Annotated in this window: 16 protein-coding genes and 1 pseudogene; 8 read left to right on the top strand and 9 right to left on the bottom strand. The window is 53.6% G+C overall.

Features of this window, described 5'->3' with window-relative positions; all coding sequences use genetic code 11:
• Window positions 1-21: 21 nt before the first annotated feature.
• Genes NIM72_RS03320 through NIM72_RS03310 form a run of 3 tightly spaced genes read right to left on the bottom strand, consistent with a single transcriptional unit; the run spans window position 22 to window position 2,795 of the window.
• A complete protein-coding gene (locus tag NIM72_RS03320) occupies window positions 22-1,440 on the bottom strand; it encodes a hypothetical protein (RefSeq protein WP_253418729.1) in 1,419 nt (472 codons plus the stop codon).
• A 48-nt stretch (window positions 1,441-1,488) separates the two neighbouring features.
• On the bottom strand, window positions 1,489-2,439 hold the full coding sequence (locus tag NIM72_RS03315) for a glycosyltransferase family 2 protein (RefSeq protein WP_161735221.1): 951 nt from the start codon (window positions 2,437-2,439) through the stop codon (window positions 1,489-1,491).
• On the bottom strand, window positions 2,439-2,795 hold the full coding sequence (locus tag NIM72_RS03310; RefSeq protein WP_253418714.1) for a GtrA family protein: 357 nt from the start codon (window positions 2,793-2,795) through the stop codon (window positions 2,439-2,441). Before NIM72_RS03310 ends, NIM72_RS03315 begins: the two co-directional genes overlap by 1 nt.
• A gap of 229 nt (window positions 2,796-3,024) precedes the next feature.
• Here NIM72_RS03310 and tyrR point away from each other — a divergent pair, with 229 nt between their 5' ends.
• On the top strand, window positions 3,025-4,590 hold the full coding sequence (tyrR, locus tag NIM72_RS03305) for a transcriptional regulator TyrR (protein WP_161735216.1): 1,566 nt from the start codon (window positions 3,025-3,027) through the stop codon (window positions 4,588-4,590).
• A gap of 251 nt (window positions 4,591-4,841) precedes the next feature.
• On the opposite strand, the gene tpx is transcribed toward tyrR, so the two are convergent.
• Window positions 4,842-5,345, bottom strand: coding sequence for a thiol peroxidase (gene tpx / locus NIM72_RS03300; RefSeq protein WP_161735213.1), 504 nt, complete (start codon window positions 5,343-5,345; stop codon window positions 4,842-4,844).
• Window positions 5,346-5,491: 146 nt separating this feature from the next.
• Here tpx and ycjG point away from each other — a divergent pair, with 146 nt between their 5' ends.
• Window positions 5,492-6,475, top strand: a complete 984-nt coding sequence (gene ycjG, locus NIM72_RS03295) for an L-Ala-D/L-Glu epimerase (protein WP_222925432.1) — start codon at window positions 5,492-5,494, stop codon at window positions 6,473-6,475.
• Here the strand turns inward: ycjG and mpaA are convergent.
• A complete protein-coding gene (mpaA, locus tag NIM72_RS03290) occupies window positions 6,450-7,157 on the bottom strand; it encodes a murein tripeptide amidase MpaA (RefSeq protein WP_161735208.1) in 708 nt (235 codons plus the stop codon). The genes ycjG and mpaA overlap by 26 nt on opposite strands.
• A 152-nt stretch (window positions 7,158-7,309) precedes the next feature.
• On the opposite strand from mpaA, the gene NIM72_RS03285 reads away from it, so the two are divergent.
• The 3 genes and pseudogenes from NIM72_RS03285 to NIM72_RS21530 all read left to right on the top strand — a co-directional run.
• Window positions 7,310-8,929, top strand: coding sequence for an ABC transporter substrate-binding protein (locus NIM72_RS03285; RefSeq protein WP_222925475.1), 1,620 nt, complete (start codon window positions 7,310-7,312; stop codon window positions 8,927-8,929).
• Between the two features lie 118 nt (window positions 8,930-9,047).
• Complete coding sequence (gene zntB / locus NIM72_RS03280) at window positions 9,048-10,031, top strand: zinc transporter ZntB (protein ID WP_161735206.1); 984 nt, start codon at window positions 9,048-9,050, stop codon at window positions 10,029-10,031.
• Between the two features lie 300 nt (window positions 10,032-10,331).
• Window positions 10,332-10,436: pseudogene (locus NIM72_RS21530) on the top strand (hypothetical protein); the annotation flags it as partial.
• A gap of 86 nt (window positions 10,437-10,522) precedes the next feature.
• Here NIM72_RS21530 and ttcA read toward each other — a convergent pair.
• The 3 genes from ttcA to NIM72_RS03270 form a co-directional block, all read right to left on the bottom strand.
• Window positions 10,523-11,458, bottom strand: a complete 936-nt coding sequence (gene ttcA, locus NIM72_RS03275; RefSeq protein ID WP_161735202.1) for a tRNA 2-thiocytidine(32) synthetase TtcA — start codon at window positions 11,456-11,458, stop codon at window positions 10,523-10,525.
• 62 nt (window positions 11,459-11,520) lie between these two features.
• A complete protein-coding gene (locus tag NIM72_RS21480) occupies window positions 11,521-11,652 on the bottom strand; it encodes a hypothetical protein (RefSeq protein WP_256497397.1) in 132 nt (43 codons plus the stop codon).
• 1,407 nt (window positions 11,653-13,059) lie between these two features.
• Window positions 13,060-13,716, bottom strand: coding sequence for an MgtC/SapB family protein (locus NIM72_RS03270; RefSeq protein ID WP_150010231.1), 657 nt, complete (start codon window positions 13,714-13,716; stop codon window positions 13,060-13,062).
• Between the two features lie 184 nt (window positions 13,717-13,900).
• On the opposite strand from NIM72_RS03270, the gene NIM72_RS03265 reads away from it, so the two are divergent.
• The gene (locus tag NIM72_RS03265; RefSeq protein ID WP_003853763.1) at window positions 13,901-14,176 is read left to right on the top strand and encodes a DUF333 domain-containing protein; all 276 of its coding nucleotides are present in this window, start codon (window positions 13,901-13,903) and stop codon (window positions 14,174-14,176) included.
• A 46-nt stretch (window positions 14,177-14,222) separates the two neighbouring features.
• Here NIM72_RS03265 and NIM72_RS03260 read toward each other — a convergent pair whose 3' ends face one another.
• The gene (locus NIM72_RS03260; RefSeq protein WP_253418711.1) at window positions 14,223-15,215 is read right to left on the bottom strand and encodes a 2-hydroxyacid dehydrogenase; all 993 of its coding nucleotides are present in this window, start codon (window positions 15,213-15,215) and stop codon (window positions 14,223-14,225) included.
• Between the two features lie 145 nt (window positions 15,216-15,360).
• On the opposite strand from NIM72_RS03260, the gene NIM72_RS03255 reads away from it, so the two are divergent.
• Both NIM72_RS03255 and NIM72_RS03250 read left to right on the top strand, forming a co-directional pair.
• Window positions 15,361-17,988: a YdbH family protein gene (locus tag NIM72_RS03255; protein WP_305884801.1), complete on the top strand. Its 2,628-nt coding sequence runs from the start codon at window positions 15,361-15,363 to the stop codon at window positions 17,986-17,988.
• Entirely contained in the window at window positions 17,985-18,173 is a 189-nt protein-coding gene (locus tag NIM72_RS03250; protein WP_009090058.1) for a YnbE family lipoprotein, read from the top strand. The genes NIM72_RS03255 and NIM72_RS03250 overlap by 4 nt, the downstream gene beginning before the upstream one ends.
• Window positions 18,174-18,177 lie beyond the last annotated feature (4 nt).

Here is an 18,177-nt window from a genome sequence, read left to right as displayed (position 1 = left end):
CGGCCTTGCCGCCTTTATTATTTAATGCGGCTGACGCAGGACCTGCCGCGAATCGATAGTCAGGCACTCACCCGGACAGGCAGATTCATCAGTGATCACCGGGTCCGCTGGCAGCGTAAAAGCCATCCCATTCTTCTCCCTGATAAAATGCGCCATTCCGGCGAATGTCCATGACATGCTCAGGCCCAGCCCGCCGAAATCATCATATTTACGTAACGTCGCAACCTTCGGCAGGTACTCCCCGGTCAGGCGATAATAGAGTGCGCCCTTAAAATCTTTCGGAACCTGCTGAATGACTGCCTGATCGAGCAGGGCAAACTCTTTGCGAGCCGGAACGGAGTAGCCGTTGATCAGATGGCTTATCGTCAGCGAGCCAGCCGCTATCACCAGCAGCGTATAAAAAGGCTTTTTCCATTTTATCTTTTTGCTGATTTCAAACAGGCCGAGAATAAATGCGCTGGTGGTAATCAATGCACCGGCAATCAACGTGCGGTAAGCAGCCATGCTTTCGCTGACAATCAGATTGGGCAGTGCGGCGATCAGCAGTAAGACGAACATCAGATAAAATTTGTCGTTGCCTGCGGCTTTAATTTTCTTAAGCCCAAAACCAATAATGGTCGCAGAGAGGATCACCGACACCGTTTTTGCACCGAGATCAAAGTTGCAGATAACGTTTTTCAGGTACTCGGTAAAAAACCATTTCAGCTTAACCGGGATGTCGTAGCTGAATGCCGAGCGGGGCAGCGTGTGACCATAAAGCTGAACGGGCAGCACCTTCGAGGCGAGTAGCGCAGCAAACATGCCTGCGCCCAGCACCATCAGTGAGATTAGCGCCTGTTTCTTATCAATTTTCCGCGCGGAAAAGCAGAGGTCCAGCGCAGCAAAGAAGGTAAAGCTCATTGCGGCCGGTTGGTAGAGACAGAAAGCGATGGTCAGCAGGCAGAATGCTAACAGCCTGGCTGGGATGCCCGGTTTAATCGACAAACGGTAGCTGGCACCCGCCAGTAAAATCGCAGCGATATAGGGGAAACAGGATGCCCATGCAACGTAAACCTGAAATGAAGGGAGCAGACAAATCAATAATGCAAAAGTGATCCGCTGAGCCTGATTCTCCAGCAGCGCATCTTTCTGACAAAGGGTATAGATGTAATACCCGGTAAAAATGAGCAGAACAAGGGCGACAGAACGCAACAGCGCCAGTAGTTCTACGCTCTCCACCAGAAAAGAAGCACTGTACTGAATAACGCCATACACCGGCCTACCGGATAACGTGTCCCAGTTTAAGATGCTGAGCTTGTCAGAGTTAGCCCAGTAGAGATTTGTCCAGTCATCGGTATAGGCGTAATGGGTTAAATAAGCGGGGCTATAAGCAATCAGAAAAACGATCGCAATAAGTAAAAAAACCTTACGGTGTGTCAGTACGGTATCAGTGGCGAACATTTTACATCCTTATTAATCAGGCCATCTCTCTGCGCCTGAACGCGCGGTTTAATCCGTGTTCTGAGGCGGGGTTAGTCTGGTCGTCGCGGATTTTCGCAAAATATAGCGAGGCCGGTTTTTGGTTTCCATATAGATGCGGCCAATATATTCACCCAACACACCAATGCCAATAAGCTGAACCCCACCGAGAAAAAGCACAGAAACCAGAATAGAGGGGTAGCCGGGCACCGGATTACCGAACAGCAGTTTATCCACGATCATCCAGAGTCCATACAGAAAGGCCAGCGAGGCCACTAAGAAACCCAGATATGACCAGATGCGTAACGGAACAGTAGAGAATGAGGTCAGTCCCTCAAGCGCAAGATTCCACAGCTTCCAGCCGCCGAATTTACTGCGGCCAGCAATTCGCTCAGTGCGTACATATTCCACGATGTCCGTCTGTCCGCCGACCCAACTCAGAATGCCCTTCATGAAGAGATTTTTCTCGGGCAGCAGCTTAATATTCTCGACCACTTCACGCGACATCAGCCGGAAATCACCGACGTTCTCTTCTATTTGCGGATCGCTGATACTGTTGTGCAGTTTATAAAACCAGTGCGCAGTTTTGCGTTTGAGGTGACCATCGGCACGTCTGTCAATCCGCTTGGCTAACACGATATCAGCGCCCGCCTGCCATTTTCGGATCATGTCGGGAATAATCGCGATCGGATCCTGCAAATCCACATCAATCGGGATCACGGCATCGCCGGTGGCGGCTTCCAGTCCGGCAAATAGCGCCGGTTCCTTGCCGAAATTACGAATAAATGACAGGCTGCACACCAGTGGATCGCGCTGGCTCAGTTGCGTTATCAGCTTATACGTTGCGTCTGTGCTGCCATCATCGATAAAAACAATCTCAACCTGCCACTCTGCAAGCGCTTCATATTTTCTGACCGCATCATAAAAAAGAGGGATGACCTCCTCTTCATTAAATACCGGCACCACCAAAGAGATTTTCATTATTCTCCTTTGAATACAACAAAGCGGGAAAAAAGAAAGCCACATACCAGACTGATAGCCGATGAGGCAATCAATGTAATAATTGGATAGAGGCCCAACCGGTCAGCCAGATAACCTACGCTGAATGCCATCGCGCCCATAAAAACGAGGTAAAGAATATAACGCCATGCCGTGGCCTGCTGTTTAAAGGTCCAGCGCGCATTAACAAAGAAAGAGAAGGTGACGGCCATGCAAAAAGCAATCAGGTTAGCGGTCGATTGCATGAGACCCATGCTCAGGGCGAGGAAAAAGGTCAGCCAATGAATCAGGGTATTAACCATACCCACAGTCAGATATTTTGCGAAGAAAGTCAGCATTTTAAAATCAATTCTACTCAGTTAAGAAAAATATACCGTAATCAGCCCGCAATCAACAGTCCGGTGCTGACAAAGACTGACATTCAACCGGAAATGATCGTCGACAGCAGGTTAGTACAAAACTCCACCATACGAGCCAGAACTGTCAACATTTCCTGACAGACACCTTTCTGCAGGTGCGCCACATAGCGTATTATTGTTTTATCTGAACCTGATTAAGGCGAACGCAATGCGTCTGGAAGTGTTCTGTCAGGACCGTATCGGTCTGACGCGTGAACTGCTTGACCTGCTGGTGGCACGCAACATTGATTTACGCGGTATCGAAATCACGGCACTGGGCCGCATCTACCTGAACTTTTCTGCACTGGAATTTGACGCCTTCAGTAATCTGATGGCGGAAATCCGCCGTACACCCGGCGTAACAGATGTGCGCACGGTTACGTACATGCCCTCTGAACGGGAGCATCGCGCGCTGAGTGCGCTGCTGGTGGCGATGCCGGATCCGGTCTTCTCTATCGATCTGAAAAGCAAGGTTGAACTGGCGAATCCCGCTGCTCAGAACCTGTTTAATCTCGATGAAGAGAAGATGCGCAACTTTAGCGCCGGTCATCTGATTAACGGCTTTAATTTCCTGCGCTGGCTCGAGAGCGATCGTGTTGAGGCGCAGGCCCAGCATGTCGTCATTGAGGGGCGTGATTTTCTGATGGAGGCACGTCCCATCTACCTGCCGGGTGAAGAGGGCCAGAGCGACAGGCCGGTTGGGGCGATGGTGATGCTGAAGTCGACAGCCCGTATGGGCCGCCAGTTGCAGAATCTGGTGGTTACCGACGAATCGGAGTTTGACCATATCATTGCCGTCACGCCGAAGATGCGTCAGGTGGTCGATCAGGCACGTAAACTGGCGATGCTTGATGCGCCGCTACTGATTGTTGGCGACACCGGGACCGGGAAAGATATGCTGGCACGCGCCTGTCATCTGCGCAGTGCCCGCGGGAAAAATCCTTTCCTGGCGCTGAACTGTGCCTCTCTGCCCGACGACGTGGCGGAAAGCGAGCTGTTTGGTCATGCTGCCGGCGCTTATCCGAATGCGCTGGAAGGCAAAAAAGGCTTTTTTGAGCAGGCCAATGGCGGCTCGGTTCTGCTGGATGAAATTGGCGAGATGTCGCCAAGAATGCAGACCAAGCTGCTACGTTTTCTTAATGACGGTACTTTCCGTCGCGTCGGCGAAGAGCATGAAGTACATGTCAATGTGCGGGTGATTTGCGCCACGCAAAAGAACCTGATTGAGCTGGTGCAGCGCGGGGAATTCCGCGAAGATCTCTTTTATCGTCTCAATGTGCTGACGCTGCAACTGCCGCCGCTGCGCGATCGTCCACAGGACATTCTGCCACTGACTGAGATGTTTGTGGCCCGCTTCGCGGATGAGCAGGGAATGGCGCGTCCGCGTCTCTCGCCACAGCTCAATGCGTTTCTGACCCGTTATGCCTGGCCTGGCAACGTGCGTCAGTTGAAAAACGCGCTGTATCGGGCATTAACCCAGCTGGAAGGTTACGAGCTGCGTCCGCAGGATATCGTGTTGCCCGAACAGGCGCTGGATGTGTCACTCGGAGATGAAGCCCTGGAAGGGACACTGGATCAGATCACCAGCCGTTTCGAACGTTCGATTCTGACGCGGCTTTATCTCTCTTATCCCAGTACCCGAAAGCTGGCAAAACGGCTGGGTGTTTCGCACACCGCGATTGCCAATAAGCTGCGGGAATATGGTCTGGGGCAGAAGCGTACCGAAAGCGAATAAGCTTTTCAGTTCCTCTTAGCAGACTCATGGCGAATCTGGCAGTCATAGATTAACTTAACGCGAAGCGTTGGCCCGTCTACGGGCGCACCTCAGGGATGAGGTGCGTAATTGTGCGGGCCGGGCGGTCATGGATGACAGATTTTGCGTCTCTCCGATCTGACCCAATTTTCTGTGCAGGCTCGTTCTGACAGCTAATCGAGCCAGACATTATCTGTAACATCGGCGAATAACCTGGCTATCCGCTTTTTGTATTACTTCAACGCGGCCAGCGCAGCGTCGTAATCAGGCTCAGTAGTGATTTCATCAACCAGCTGGCTGTAGAGCACTTTATCGTTCTCATCCAGCACGATCACCGCACGAGCAGTCAGACCTTCCAGCGCACCATCGGCAATTTCCACGCCATAATCATACTTAAACTCTGAGCCGCGCAGCGTCGACAGGGTCACTACGTTGCTCAGGTTTTCTGCGCCACAGAAACGTGACTGGGCAAACGGCAGATCCGCTGAAATACACAGCACCACCGTATTATTCAGTTCACTCGCGGCCTGATTGAATTTGCGCACTGATGAAGCACAGACGCCGGTATCAACACTCGGGAAAATGTTCAGAATCTTGCGTTTTCCTGCATACTCAGAGAGCGCAACGTTGACCAGATTTTTAGCGACCAGCGTAAAAGCTTTAGCTTTATCGCCAGCCTGAGGAAACTGACCAGCAACTGGCACGGCGTTACCCTGAAAATGAACAGTCTGAGACATAGTGATTCCTTTTGATGAGAAAAAACATCCAACACAAAACGGCTAAAGATAGCCGTTGTTTATGACATAAATGTTAAGGGTTTACGAGTTCAATTGTTGAATTTAACGTGGCGGGCTGCCACTGCGTCCTACATTCTGGAGTGGAAATGAGAACGGTAAAAAGTTACCCCGAAGCCTGGCCATTGCATACGCCGTTTGTCATTGCCCGTGGAACGCGAACCGAAGTCAAGGTGGTGGTGGTTGAAATTGAGGAGGACGGCGTCAAAGGCGTCGGAGAAGCGACCCCTTATGCGCGCTACGGTGAAAGCGAAGCCTCGGTGCTGGCGCAAATCGCCACGCTGCTGCCTGCGCTGCAACAGGGCATGACGCGTGAAGCGCTGCAACAGGCACTGCCTGCTGGTGCCGCGCGCAACGCCATTGACAGCGCCCTGTGGGATTTGGCCACACATCAGCAGCAGAGCAGCCTCTGGCAGCTTAGCGGCGTTACCGCGCCTGAGGATGTGGTCACCGCACAGACCGTCAGTATCGATACCCCGGAAGCGATGGCCAGCAGCGCGCTGGCGCTGTGGCAGCATGGTGCAACGCTGCTGAAGGTTAAGCTTGACGATAATTTCATCACCGAACGGCTGATGGCGATCCGCGCCGCCGTGCCGGACGCGACCCTGATTGTGGATGCGAATGAGTCATGGCACGCCGAAGGCCTGGCAGCACGCTGTCAGCTACTGGCCGATATCAATGTGGCGATGCTTGAGCAGCCACTGCCCGCGGATGAGGATGCGGCACTGGAGAATTTTATCCATCCGTTACCGATCTGCGCTGATGAGAGCTGTCATACCCGCGAAAGCCTGGCGGCACTACGAGGCCGTTATGAGATGGTCAACATTAAACTGGATAAAACGGGTGGACTAACCGAGGCGCTGGCACTGGCCGATGCGGCTCAGCAGCAGGGCTTTACGGTGATGCTGGGCTGCATGCTCTGCACCTCGCGGGCGATACGTGCTGCGTTGCCGCTGGTGCCGCAGACCCGCTTCGCCGATCTTGACGGGCCAACCTGGCTGGCGGCCGATGCAGAACCGGCGATCAACGTGCGCAACGGTCAACTGATTATTGCTGCCAGCGCAGCAGGTTGACCATCATCTCAAGGTAAGTCTCTGTGGCTTCATCCACGGAAATCACCGGCATTTCAGCGGTGACGCAGGGCAGACTGAGATCGTTACACCAGCTGCCGAATGAGCCTGGCGTGTCATAGCCGACGCTGCTGACTCGGGGAAGGCGGGTGTGGCTGGCCAGCCAGCCGCCTATATCCACCTGATGCGGATCGTCAATGCAGCCCAGCGGTTCATGCCATGAGACGATCCAGCACGGCTTAAGCTGATGAATCAGAGCACAGAGTGCCTGGGTTTCCGGTTCCGAACCCGGATGCGTACCGGTTGAGAGCGCCACATCACGCGCATCGGCCGCGCTGTTCCAGCGATATACCGTCTCGCCTGATTGCCAGTTTGCGGCGGGGAAGTTACGGTTGAGATCGACGCCATTTGCGTTAGCGCGCAGCCCAAGCTGGCAGCCATCCGGATTGACCGCTAATACCACATGGTGCCGACGCATGCCGTCGGGCAGCGTGCGTAATGCGGCAGAGAGCGTCGCGATGGCCGCATTCTCATCACCGTGGGTGCCGGCAAGGATCAGACCGCTGTCGGGATCGCCCAATGGGGCCGGAAACCACAGCAGCGGTGCGCCCAGCACAGAGCGGCCATACTGCTGATAGGGAACGTCAAGTTTGCCCCGCAGGGGTCGCGGATGGAGTGGTGACATACTCATTTCCTCAAAGGGTTTTACTCAAAGTAGCGGAAAAGCCGTGTGCGGAAAATAGCTATTTATCTGTCAGCCATTTGCGCTAAAGTGCCCTGCACAAGCTGTATCAGCAACAGACTGATGCAGCACTTCTTTGGGGTAAAGGAGTGATGATGGTTAAGACCTTTCGCATGACGCTGGCAGCAATCAGTCTGAGCAGTGTTATCACACCCGCTATCGCGGCGAATCCACCCGCTGGCGCACAGCTGGCTGAACAGCAGCAGATCGTTCGCCACATTAAAGATGAACCCGCTTCACTTGATCCGCTTAAAGCAGTCGGACTGCCGGAAATTCAGGTGATTCGCGATCTGTTTGAAGGCCTGACCAATCAGGATGCGCAGGGCAAAATTGTGCCGGGCGTGGCGCAGAGCTGGAGCAGTAGCGACAACAAAACCTGGGTCTTCACCCTGCGCAATAACGCGCGCTGGTCAAACGGCGATCAGGTTACCGCACAGGACTTTGTCTCCAGCTGGCAGCGCCTGGTCGCTCCTGAAAACAGTTCGCCCTTTGCCTGGTTCGCGGGTTTAAGCGGCATTGAAAATGCGGCAGCCATTACCAAAGGCGAAATGACGCCCGATAAGCTGGGTGTGGTCGCTCAGGGTAAAACGCAGCTGAAAGTGACGCTGGATCGTCCGGTGCCGTGGTTCCCGGCGCTGGTGGCTAACGTCGCGCTCTTCCCGGTTCCTCAGAAGACGATTGCGCAGGAGGGCGACAGCTGGACGGCACCCGGCAAACTGGTGGGCAACGGTGCCTATCAGCTCAGTGAGCGGGTCGTAAATGAAAAAATCGTCCTGATCCGTAATCCGGACTACTGGGATGATGCGCATTCGGTGCTGACAAAAGTGACCTTTGTCCCGATCAATGAAGAGTCGAGCGCCACTAAGCGCTATCGCGCAAATGATGTCGATATCACCGAATCCTTCCCTAAGAATATGTATGCGATGTTGAAAAAAACATTGCCGGGTGAGGTCTACACACCTGACCAGTTAGGCACCTATTACTATGCTTTTAACACGCAGAAGGGGCCGACTGCCGATGTGCGGGTCCGCAAAGCGCTTTCATGGTCTATCGATCGCAAAGTCATTGCTGAAAAAGTGCTGGGCACCGGTGAGAAGCCGGCGTGGCACTTTACACCAGATGTAACAGCAGGCTTTAAGCCATTGCCCACTTTCATGCAGCAGCACGATCAGAACACCCTGAACGCGCAGGCGAAAGCGCTGCTCGCCGCCGCCGGTTATGGCCCCGCTAAGCCGCTCAAACTTAAGTTGCTCTACAACACCTCTGAGAGTCATCAGAAAATTGCGATTGCTGTGGCCTCGATGTGGAAAAAGAACCTCGGGGTAGATGTCACGCTGGAGAATCAGGAGTGGAAAACCTATATCGACAGCCGTAATAGCGGGAACTTTGATGTGATTCGTGCTTCGTGGGTGGGTGACTACAATGAGCCATCTACCTTCCTGAATCTGCTGACCTCAGGCAACAGCAGTAATATTTCGCGTTTCAGCAACGCGGATTATGATGCGGCCATCGCCAAAGCCAGCAAAGAGACAAATGACCAGGCGCGCAACAGCGACTACAACCGGGCGGAGCAGATCCTGGCTGAACAGACGCCCATTGCCCCTATCTATCAGTACACTAATGGCCGCCTGATTAAACCCTGGGTCAAAGGCTACCCCATCACCAATCCTGAAGACGTCGCCTACAGCCGTGAACTCTGGATTGAAAAGCACTAAGCCTGTCATGGCCGGTTTTCCGGCCATCGGCTGACATCTTTCTACACAGCCCGGAGATTGCAACTCAACGCCGTCACGCTAGACTGTATCATATTGATTTTAGTAGAGAGGCGACGGAGTGGACGTTATTGAAGGAAAAGCATTACAGGTTTCAGATGCCATCATTTCCTGCCAGCTGGATGGCAAGGGGGGAATGATCCCGATTGCTGAAGATGAAGTCATCCAGTGTGAGCAGCCCTGCTGGCTGCATCTGAACTATACCCATCGCAAGAGCGCCGAATGGCTGCAGTCCACGCCACAAATCCCCGATGCTGTGCGTGACGCGTTAGCGGGCGACAGCATGCGTCCCCGCGTGAGCAGGCTGGGCGACGGATTTATGATTGTGCTGCGCAGCGTTAACCACAACACCGATGCACGTCGCGACCAGCTGGTGGTCATGCGGGTGTTTATCAACGATAAGCTCATCGTCTCCACCCGGCGGCGCAAAGTTTCTGCCGTCGATGAAGTGCTCACCGATTTGCAAAACGGCAATGGCCCGATTGACTGCGGCAGCTGGCTGGTGGATGTCTGTGATGCGCTGACCGATCACACCAGCGAATTTATTGAAGAGTTACATGACAAAATTATCGAGCTGGAGGATGCGCTGCTCGATCAGCGGATGCCCGCGCGCGGCGAGCTGGGCCTGCTACGCAAACAGCTGATTGTGATGCGGCGTTATATGGCCCCTCAGCGCGATGTCTATGCCAGGCTGGCCAGTGAAAAACTGGCCTGGATGGATGACAGTGAACGCCGCCGGATGCAGGAAATTGCCGACCGTCTGGGGCGCGGGCTGGATGATCTGGATGCAGGCGTGGCGCGCACTGCGATTCTGGCTGATGAGGTCGCCTCTGCGATGGCGGAGTCGATGAACCGCCGCACCTATACCATGTCACTGATGGCGATGATCTTTCTGCCCGCCACGTTCCTGACCGGCCTGTTTGGTGTCAATCTGGGCGGCATTCCGGGCGGCGAATGGAAATATGGTTTTTCAATCTTCTGTCTGCTGCTGGTGGCACTGGCAGTAGGGGTCGCAGGTTATCTGCGTAAACGGCACTGGCTCTGATGCGACAAAGGTAATGCGGCAATCCCGCTATGTGGGCCGAAAATCCCGTTAAGCGAACAAAAGCTGATCGACATCAAGAACCCATTGTCGCTGCTGACGCAAACTCTCTCCCGCAGGTGAATGCAACGTCAAGCGATGGGCGTTGCGCTCCATATTGTCTTACTTCCATATTTAGAATTGATGCATAGCACATTTAATTCGAAACATGCCGGCCAGTGTGCCGGCTTTTTTTTGTCTGCCTGGCTGTAACGCCGTTCCTTATCTAAGCTTAAAGTCCATTCGCAAGAAAAGGAGTACGGCATGAGCGCGATTCTTAACAGCGAGCCGATCCCCACGGATCCAGTCCCGATTCCTGAGCCAATTCCCCAGCCGCAACCGCAGCCTGATCCACCAACCGATCCGGAATTTCCGCCGATAATGGATCCACCGCCACATCGCAACATATAAAAAAGGGCGTGCTGCCTGCAGCACGCCCTTAATCTTTTCCGGACTTATTTAATCTGTAGTACATCCAGACGCACGCTGATATCGGGTGCATCGTCTTCATCGACCCGCCAGCCGACAGGCTGTGATGGCAGCGTTTCCCGGTCAAAGGCGAGATCGCCGCCATCAACGACTGCATCGCCATGTTTGATGCCTTTAAAATCGAACAGATTGACATCGGCCAGGTGCGACGGCACCACGTTTTGCATCGCGCTGAACATGGTTTCGATGCGGCCAGGATAGCGCTTATCCCAGTCACGCAGCATATCGGCTACCACCTGACGCTGCAGGTTCGGCTGAGAACCGCAAAGGTTGCACGGGATAATCGGGAACTGACGTGCTTCGGAGAAACGAATGATATCTTTCTCACGGCAGTAGGCCAGTGGACGGATCACAATCTGCTTACCATCGTCGCTCATCAGCTTTGGCGGCATGCCTTTCAGTTTTCCACCGTAGAACATATTCAGGAACAGCGTCTGCAGGATGTCATCGCGATGGTGGCCCAGCGCAATTTTAGTACAACCGAGTTCTGTCGCGACGCGATAGAGAATGCCACGGCGCAGGCGCGAGCAGAGTGAGCAGGTGGTTTTGCCCTCAGGTACCTTATCTTTGACGATGGAGTAGGTATCTTCTTCGACAATCCGGTACTCAACACCCTGCGACTCAAGATATTGCGGCAGGATGTGCTCAGGGAAGCCCGGCTGTTTCTGGTCGAGATTGACGGCAATCAGGCTGAAGTTGACCGGTGCGCTTTTTTGCAGACTGCGTAAAATTTCCAGCATGGTGTAGCTGTCTTTACCGCCCGACAGGCAGACCATGATGCGGTCGCCTTCTTCAATCATATTAAAATCTGCAATCGCTTCGCCGACATTACGACGCAAACGCTTCTGCAGTTTATTCAGGTTGTACTGTTCTTTCTTGTCAACCGTTTGATTATCTTGCATTTTTACCTATCTCAAAAACCAGAAAGCGTAGCTAAAGGGCAAATTGATGCACGCCCAGCCGGTCACTTCACTGTGATGTTACGAATATGCAGCGTATGGTACGGATTGTTGCCGCGAAAGCCAGCCCGGAGTGAAGTAATCAGCGGATAATCGCCGTCAGAGTCATAGGCCGCGTGACCCGTCTGGGCAATCATTGTCGGAATGCGGTGCTGAGCAAGCGCGTGAGGATAGAGGGCAGGCTTTGCTTCGTCGTGAGCAAACGGAAAGCGTTCAGCTGCGCGATGTCAGCTGACGGGCACATCTTTCCACTGACAATCAATTTCATCACTGTGCGTTGAGCAGGACGGCGGTGATGACGGGTAAGCATCAGTCCGCGCATGATCTCTTTTAACCGCACAGCCTGTGGCCATAAAAATGACAGAGATAATTAAAAAAATTTTCATCAGCACTACCGAATTAATAAAAAACACAGCATGCGCTGCCATGACTCAATCGGGACTAAATAGATTTCGGGTTGTATTGTTATGATTTGATGTACATCAAAAGAAATGTTTTCATTAAATTATCAGAGAGTCAGATATTAATCGCTGCTTTCGTTTTTCAGGTGATAATCTTAAAAAAGGGCTCTGTTGAATGTGCGTTGACCCGTTGGGTTTATAATAATAAATTCAGACGTACTGGCGTGTTATGCATCTCATTAAAACGATGGTTTTATCATCTCTTAGCACGCACTAAAAAGTGATTTTTTAATAAATCTGGTGATGTTAAGGACATCCGATAAGCAGATTTCGCAAGAGCGGGTGTTTACGTTTTATGCTTAAATGCGTTTACGCAGACTCTCTTATAAAGTGAACTGTCGGTTCGCACATTTCGTCAATACAGACTGCCTGTGAAGCCGTTTAATGTCGGGCTATCAATGTGAATAACAAATGAATCAATATTTAATGTCTATGAGGCATCCCGATAAAAATCGTAAAATAAAAAAGTACGGCACCAGATTTATTGTGACGCTGATACTCTTTTTACTTTGCTATGTTGCGGTTATGTATTGCGGTGTTCTGCTGCTGGTCAACCGGCATGGCTTACTCCATTTTATGCTGCACTGAATTCAGCCGCAGGCCTTAAAAATCCAGCGATAAGCATGATGTAAAAAATGCCTGAGTACTTCCAGAATATCTTCCGCACTTTCTTCAGCCAGACATTGTCCGGTCTCCAGCGCGTTATTAACCGAGTTCCGATGATCCAGTATCATCATGATCCCCGCAGCACCCGCAATCAGTGTAAAAATCAGCAAGATTAATGCTGGCTGGTAATTTTTGCGCGAAGCAGCAGGCAGGGTGTCTTCAGAATGGTCAGAGTCTTGGCGCATTTGTCCCCGGGTAAAATGATTACATTGATAAACAATAACGGATTATGCCATTAATTATCGGCACGCACTATGTCTCAGGTCAGTCAGTCAGCTTCTTTACAGGATAGCCAGATGTGCGGTCAGCAAGATTTGGATGGGGGAGTGCAGAAGGCGCCGGCTGCTACTCACCGCCTTCTGCGATGTCCGGATGCCTGCAGGGAGACATCGGGTATGAGCGGCTTTTGTGGCGGAATCACATCATTTCCAGCGACTGAACGCCCTTGATCTCCATAACCTTATCATAAAGGTACGCATCGTTTGATTTGCGGGAAAGCGTCACCTGGACACTGAGTTCACAAAGACCGCTCTCTTCATCACGATTAATCACCGTCACATTGCCGTAGCGTATGCCTTCCCGCTGCATGACCAGCAATACCAGCGGCACGCTTTTAGGCTTAAGAAAAACCAGCAGTGTATGGTGTTTGCCGATTAAAAGATGACTGAGGCGGCGAAACACTTCCAGCACGACCAGCGCCAGCACCGTGCCATAGATGCCGATCTCATACATGCCGCTGCCGATTACCAGACCAATCGCTGCCGTTACCCACAGGCCGGCCGCCGTGGTTAAACCCTTCACCACCTGCTTCTGGATCATAATGGTGCCCGCGCCAAGAAAGCCCATTCCGCTGACCACCTGAGCGGCAATACGGCTGGGGTCCAGTGCTACGTGGTCGCTGCTGAGCATGTCGGCGAAGCCATATTTCGACACCAGCATAAACATGGCACTGCCGATACCGACCAGAATATGCGTACGTAATCCCGCTTCTTTAGCCCGCATCTGCCGCTCCAGGCCTATCAGGCCGCCGAGAATACCGGCCAGCGCTATGCGAATTAACATATCCATTAACATGGGTTTACTCCGAATTAATATGGGCTGAAAAAGGGTGGCAGTTCAGTGATAACAGGTAAACAAGATAATTCTGCTTGCAAATGACGCTGCAGAATTTTGTAAAAAGCTGTTTCACCTCTCGACCCCTTGTGCTGCCTGACATATGCTGAGCCAGCCTTTTACCTCAATTCCCGGAGTCCGACTGATGAAAGCAGCCACCTTTTTGCTGGCCGGTGCCGCGCTATTACTCTCTGCCTGTAGCAGCAACAGTGATGATAACGAGCCACCGCAACAAGCCACCGCCGCCCATATCCAGCCACGGGTGGTGATGTCTTCCCTGGCAGAAAGCACCTGTTCGAATGCAGGCGGAACGCTGGCATTTTCGCATCAGCTGGATGGCTCGCGCGTGGGAATGTGTCAGTTAGTGAATGGACGCCGCTGTGATGAGCAGGCGTTGATTGGCGGGAATTGCGCGCGTTGATGAACGGGCCGGATTTCTCCGGCCCGCGCAGTCACACCGAGAACAGTCAGGCTGAGAGTCGGTTCGGGCAGTTTTCACCCCGGTCGAGCTGGCTGAGATTACTCAGCGTCGTTTCAGAAATGGCTGTCAGCGCTTCGGCGGTTAAAAACGCCTGATGGCCAGTGAACAAAACGTTATGGCACGCTGACAGACGACGGAATACGTCGTCCTGAATCACATCATTCGACTTATCTTCAAAGAACAGATCGCGTTCATTCTCGTAAACATCCATGCCAAGCGCGCCGATTTTCTGCTGTTTTAGCGCGTCAATGGCCGCCTGTGAATCAATCAGACCACCGCGACTGGTATTGATAATCATGACGCCATCGCGCATCTGTTTAAACGCGTCGGCGTTAAGCAGATGATGATTCTCCGGCGTCAGCGGGCAGTGCAACGTGATGACGTGGGATTCAGCGAACAGCGTCTTCAGATCGACATATTCCGCGCCCAGCTCCAGTGCCTGTTCGCTTGGGTAAGGATCAAACGCCAGCAACCGCATACCAAAACCTTTCAGAATGCGCATCGTCGCAATCCCGATTTTACCGGTGCCGATAACGCCCGCAGTTTTGTTGTGCATATTGAAGCCGGTCAGCCCATCAAGCGAAAAGTTCGCGTCACGGGTACGCTGATAAGCGCGATGAATACGGCGGTTCAGGGTCATCATCAGGCCGATCGTATGTTCAGCCACCGCTTCTGGTGAGTAGGCTGGAACCCGGACGACTTCCAGACCCAGCTCTTTCGCCGCAGCCAGATCGACATTATTGAAACCGGCACAGCGCAGCGCGATGTATTTCACACCCAGTCCGGCCAGTTCTTTCAGTACCGGACGGCTGCCGTCATCGTTAACAAAGATGCAGACGGCATCGCAACCCACAGCGGTTTTAGCCGTGCTTTCAGAGAGTAAAAAGTCATAAAACACCAGTTCAAAGCCGAACTGCTGATTGACCTGCTCAAGGTATTTCTGATCGTAATGTTTAGTGCTGTAAACCGCGATCTTCATTGTTATGCTCCTGCAGAGTGATAAACCAAGGATAACGTTTTCTGACCGACTTTGCTGAAACTGCTGATTTGCGCCTGGCGCAGGCCTTCACCTCTGGCAGATTACATGCCATCATCGTTGTCAGGATATTGTAAGGAAAAGGATTATGGCTTTTATGCCACGGATTTTCCGGCGACGGCTGGCGGCCATTCTGGCGGTTATCCTGCTTCTGCTCGGCCTGATCTTAACTGTGACGCAATGGCTGCCGCGGCTGGCCGGCATCTGGCTGCCTGACGGGACGCGCATTGCGTTGTCAGGCGCACCCCGCTGGCGTGAAGGTGGCCTGTGGTTACCTCAGATCCGTTATCTCGCTGGCGATTGCTCACTGGCCACCGTAAAGGCGGTGTCACTGGGCTGGCATCAGTCACGCTGGAAACTCAATGCTGAAGCGCTGACGCTGGATAGCGCCTGCCTGCAACAATTACCTGCCAGTAACAGTACGGCTGCGCCCAAAACGCTGGCCGAATGGCAGGCAATGCTGCCTGGCGCCGACGTTCATCTGGGCAAATTAATCGTTACGCCGTGGCAGACGTATGCGGGCGCGCTGGATCTGACGCTGGAAAAGGATCGCCAGCAACTCAGTTACCAGGGCGATAATCTGCAGCTGGCGGCCACGCTGACCGGTCAGCAGCTCGCTATCCGTCGCCTGACGCTCACCCATCCTGCACTGCCTGACCCCGTCACGCTGAGTGGTCATCTGGCGTTACCCACCTTTGCCACTGATCTGCCGGTGAACGGCGATGTGACCGGACAGCTGGCGCTGGACGCGCTGCCGCATCCCCTGAAGCTGACGCTTAACTGGCAGCAGCAGCAGGGCGAGCTACGCGTGGCAATGGCCGAAGTGACCAGGCCGCTTCTCAGACTGCCGTGGCAGATCAGCCGCGATCAGATTCGGATTGAAAAGGGCGAATACTTCTGGCCGCTGGAGGCTCAGCCGCTATCAGGGTTTGTTAACCTGACGCTGGATAACTGGCAGTCTGGCCTTGAAAGTAGCCAGATTAGCGGTCGCGTTAACCTGCTGACCCAGGGACGCGGCGGCAAGGGCAACGTGGTGCTGGGCATCGGTCCTGGTAACCTCAGCCTGACCAACAGCAACCTTCCCTTTCAGTTGACCGGTGAAAGCAAACTGGCCGCTCTGCAACTTTATGGCTCGATTCCTGGTGTGCTCAGTGGATCGCTACTCGATCCTCATCTGGTGCTGCAACCTAAATCGCTGCTGCGTCTGCGCGGTCGGCTGCTGTCAACGCTGGAAGTGGACGAGGCGCGCTGGCCGCTGGCGGGTGTGCGGCTCTCCTCACAGGGCATTGATGGTCGCCTGCAGGCGATTCTCAACGCACACGATGCCAGTTTTGGCCGCTTCCGGCTGCATCTCGATGGTCGCGCCACAGACTTCTGGCCCGATAAGGGCGAATGGAACTGGCGCTACTGGGGCGGAGGCGAGATGCTGCCGCTGCAGGCGCGCTGGGATGTTAAAGGAACCGGTGGCTGGCACGATACGCTGATCCATCTTGACACCCTGTCTGCCGGCTTTAATCAGCTGGCGTACGGCAGCGTCAACATAGCAAAACCGCGTCTGACGCTGACTGCACCGGTAGACTGGCAGCGTGATGCGGCGCATCCGGCGTTCAATGGGCATTTCCGCCTGCAGGCAGGAGAGACCCGCTTCAGCTATGGCGGACATCTGGCAGATTCCATGCTCGACTTTGAGGCTAAAGGTCGTGATCCCGGCTATTTCCTCTGGCGGGGCGAGTTAAAAGCGGGCAAGGTCGGCCCGCTGCGTGTGAATGGTCGCTGGGACGGCGAACGGTTACGCGGCCAGGCCTGGTGGCCCGCTCAGTCGCTGACAGTATTTCAGCCACTGCTCAGCCCCGACATGAAAATGCAGATTCAGGGCGGCAGTCTGCAGGCACAGGTCGCTTTTTCCGCCGCCAGCGATCAGGGCTTCCAGGCCGGAGGCCACTGGACGGTCAGACAGGGCAGCGTCTGGACGCCTGACAGCCAGGTGAACGGTATCGACTTCTCGCTGCCGTTCCGATTTCATGATCAGCAGTGGCAGTTTGGGCAGCACGGCCCGGTATCACTGCGCATTGCCGAGGTTAAGAACCAGTTTGCGATGCAGAACATTCGCGCCGACCTGCAGGGGAACTGGCCATGGTCTGAACAGGCGCCGCTGACGCTGCAGGATGTCAGCCTCGATCTGCTGGGCGGACAAATCACGCTGCCATCCCTGCGTATGCCTCAGCATGAGCCAGCCCGGGTGTCGCTGCGTCAAATCAGCCTCAGCGAACTTGTCACGGCGCTGAAGCCTAAACAGTTCGCCATGTCGGGCAAGGTTAACGGTGAGCTTCCGCTGTGGCTCAATAACCCACGCTGGCTGGTGGAGAAAGGGTGGATTGCCAACAGCGGTCCGCTGACCTTCCGGCTGGATAAAGATATGGCAGATGCCATTACCGGCAATAACGTGGCGACGGGCGCCGCGCTGGACTGGTTACGCTATATGGAAGTCTCCCGCAGCTGGGCCACGATCAATCTGGATAATCTTGGCGACCTCACTATGGAGGCGCAGGTGCAGGGCGTGAGCCCGTTCAGTAACCGTCGTCAGACGGTTAATCTCAACTATCATCATCAGGAAAACCTGTTTCAGCTCTGGCGCAGCCTGCGCTTTGGCGATAATTTGCAATCCTGGTTAGAGCAACATGCGACTTTGCCATCGAACAAGGACACTTCACCATGAGCCTGAGGGCACTACTGGTTCTGGCAGCCGGACTGCTGAGCATCGGCTGCGTGCCGCGCATTGAAGTCACGGCACCCAAAGATCCCATCACCATCAATATGAACGTGAAAATCGAACATGAGATCCACATCAAAGTCGATAAAGATGTGGAAGCGTTACTGAAAAACCAGAGCGGTCTGTTCTGAGGAG

Source organism: Pantoea sp. B550 (genome assembly GCF_024158165.1).
In the GTDB taxonomy this organism is placed as follows: Bacteria; Pseudomonadota; Gammaproteobacteria; order Enterobacterales; family Enterobacteriaceae; genus Pantoea; species Pantoea alfalfae.
The sequence above is the reverse complement of the archived record's forward strand: the minus strand, read 5'-3'. Positions and strand labels throughout refer to the sequence as shown.